Below are 3068 nucleotides of genomic sequence, written 5' to 3' on the forward strand. Positions count from 1 at the left end.
TTTAAATCGATAAAAAAGTTTGTACTCGTCTCCTTTGTTAGTTTTTTGTTTAGTCACTTTAAAGCATAACAAAATTTTCAGACGAAAACAAGCTTTTTTTTTGCTCTAAAACCCACTCCCCTCAAGGGTTTAGGGGGGTCAAAGTGGGTACAAATTGCATGAGAGTTAATTCTAAAAGTATCAAGATAAGAAGAAACTTCAAAAATTTCTTCGAAATTTTCTCGCTTCTGCTTCGCAAACCATCCAAAAACGCCTAAGGCGTTTTTCGCTGTCTAAAAGACATGGTCAGAAGAAAACACCCCTGCCGACCTTTGCCACCTAAGGTGGCTGGTCTGGGGTGCTCTTCTTCCCTGTCTTGGCAAAGGATTTTTGATTTTATCTTTAGTTGCTGTTATACTAGAATTGCTTAAAGGTTGAGGAACCTTAACACATAATAAAACACCCTTGGCTGCAACCTTGGGTGTTTTTTTCGTATCTTGATCAAGGATACTCAGGCTATTTTTTTAATTTGTAGCTTTGTTCTTGTTGCTTTCTGATTAGCCAGTCAGATAGAACATTAGATAGCACATTTACTATTAACGGCAAAAGAACAAGGGTGAGGAATCCATACCACATAATAACACTCACCTCCTAACTAAGTTCACTAGTGGTAAGCTTGCGACAAAATCTATTATAACATCACTTCGACAACTTTTTTGAAACAATAGACAAAAGTACCTCTAACCCCTTACTCTTTATTCCAATTTCCTTTTGACAGCAAGTAACCAGGGGCTGTTTTTTCCAAATTTGGGCAAGGTAAATCTTAGCTATTTCCTCCTTGCCAAATTCCTAGGATAAAGCGCCCCTGCTTGCTCTCAAAAGTTTTCTCGGCATAAACAACTTCACCCAACTTTAAATCACCCCTATAGCCTTTATTTTGCGTTTTAAGGCATTTTAAAGTTATCTACATACAAAATACTATTAAAAAATAAAAAGCCCCTTTAAGGAGCTCTTTTAGTTTTTCAATAATCAATGTGATAATGACAAACTAAGTAAAAAAAGAACAACTGAATATATCAAAAAAGTACTATTTTCCTTAGTTATATAAAAAGAATAAAACAAACTACCCATTAAATATGTAACAATACCCAATATAGAAAACCTAAAATTAAATACATTTATTATCTGACATAAATATCCTAAAATAATGTACAAAAATAATGAACAAAAAACAATTTTTATGTTAAATTGTAAATCTTTCATAAAATCCTCTTATGGTACATACACATTATAAGATAATGAGTAACCTCTGATTTGAGAACCTATAGGAACAGTCCTAATTCCATTTTCAACAGCCCATTTAACAGCAGCTGCTGCAGATGCTGTTATTAAAGTAGCAGCACCAGCTCCCCAAGGGCCCGCCGCTGCTAACTGTTTAGTATACCAACCAACATAACCACCAGCAAAAGCTGCTGCAGCCCAACCATTCATTGCTCTAACTTTCGGACCAAGATGAACATACACCCCTACAAATCCTCTATAATGTATTGTAGATACTCCTGGTTCAGAAAGACTTAATAAATCTAATGCTTGAGTTTCTGTTATATTTAAATCATTCATCAATTGTTCTTTAGTTGCATTTAAAACTACATTTCTATTTTCATCAAATTCAAAATATTTTTGTAATTTCAAACCAGCTTTTGTAATCTCTTCATCATAAGAATATTTACCATTTTCAGTAATGGCATTCATTTCTTCATCAGAAAAATTCAAATCATCTTCAATAACATTTTCTTTCAAGGCACTAGATCCATACTCCTCTGCTAAAACATTATATGCAGGAATAAAATTGCTACTAATACTTAAAAATAAAGCAAACATTGCTAAATGTTTAAAAACTTTTTTCATGATTACCTCCTTATTCAAGCAAACAAACATAAAAATAATTTCAATATTGTATCTACTTTTGGATAATATAATTTCCGTTTTTTTCCTTTCTAATCCAAGAACACATTTTCAATATATCACTTCTACTACAAAATACAAGTCTATTTTTACCACATTATTTTTGATATAATAAAAGAGTTAGAACAAAAAACTCTAGCTCATGTTATAAAATAATTTTGTTTAGTCGCATTCCATATAGCGACTATTTTTGTGCCTTCAGAAAGCTCATTTTTATCACTGGTATGAATCAAATCACCATTCTCTATATCATCAAGTTCCAACTGTTTTTTGATAACCTTGAATAGCCCACCAAATCCCAATTGACGTTTACGATAAAGTCCATGATATAAATCATCAACCACTTGTTTATCGGTCACGTCTAAATTCATTGGTTTAACAGGGTATTTAGCCGTCTCAACAATGGCTTTTTCAATGCCTTGGTAAGACTGTTTTACCACTCTGATATCGACAATAGGATAATAGTCCACCTTGAGAGACTTCGACCACATTTCACCCCACTCTTTTTGAGAAATATAATCATTTTTCCCTTGAAAATAACTAGGTCTAATCATCATTAGCACATGAATATGGGGATGATAAGTCTTCTCTTTCTCATTATGCGTCACCTCAACCGAACGCAAATAGCCTAGTAAATTCTTCTTCACCTTTGCTCGTCTAAATAGACGATCAAAAGATTGTGTTAAAGATGTTAAGGTTTTATTTAAATCATCTCCACTCACATTACGAACTGTCAACGTTAAAAACAAAAATCGTGCTTTAGGTTCTTGCTTAATTGCCTCATCGACAATCCTAGAGGTCTGATAGGAATATTTCATTGACCGTCGCCAATTACACATCGGACATAACTTATTCTTACAAAAATAAGCTTGATAGAGCTTTAAAGAACCATCTTCCTGCTGAATAAATTTTAAAACTTCACCACATGATAACAAACGTTCAACCAAACTTTGTCGATAGCCCAACTCTTTAAAAATATCAGCCAGTTTTAAACTCATGATTTTTCGACCTCGCCAATTACGGTCTTTACCTTTGGCATTCGTATCAACCAATATGGTTGGATTTGATAAACTTTGGTCTTGATTGATAGGTTTTGTCATGCTATAATTTAAGTACAAAAATGA

Annotated in this window: 2 protein-coding genes; both read right to left on the reverse strand. The window is 33.2% G+C overall.

All coding sequences use genetic code 11. From position 1 onward, the window contains the following. Positions 1 to 1251: 1251 nt before the first annotated feature. Positions 1252 to 1887, reverse strand: a complete 636-nt coding sequence (locus tag ACMZ6U_RS09860; RefSeq protein WP_416108263.1) for a hypothetical protein — start codon at positions 1885 to 1887, stop codon at positions 1252 to 1254. Positions 1888 to 2084: 197 nt separating this feature from the next. Then, the gene (locus ACMZ6U_RS09865; RefSeq protein WP_416108264.1) at positions 2085 to 3044 is read right to left on the reverse strand and encodes a protein rep; all 960 of its coding nucleotides are present in this window, start codon (positions 3042 to 3044) and stop codon (positions 2085 to 2087) included. Positions 3045 to 3068 lie beyond the last annotated feature (24 nt).

It is taken from the genome of Streptococcus pluranimalium, assembly GCF_047785745.1.
Taxonomy (GTDB): domain Bacteria; phylum Bacillota; class Bacilli; order Lactobacillales; family Streptococcaceae; genus Streptococcus; species Streptococcus pluranimalium_B.

Excerpts from the sequence above, each read along its gene's own strand:
- ACMZ6U_RS09860 (WP_416108263.1), bottom strand. The coding sequence starts at position 1,887 with ATGAAAAAAGTTTTTAAACATTTAGCAATGTTTGCTTTATTTTTAAGT.
- ACMZ6U_RS09865 (WP_416108264.1), bottom strand. The coding sequence starts at position 3,044 with ATGACAAAACCTATCAATCAAGACCAAAGTTTATCAAATCCAACCATA.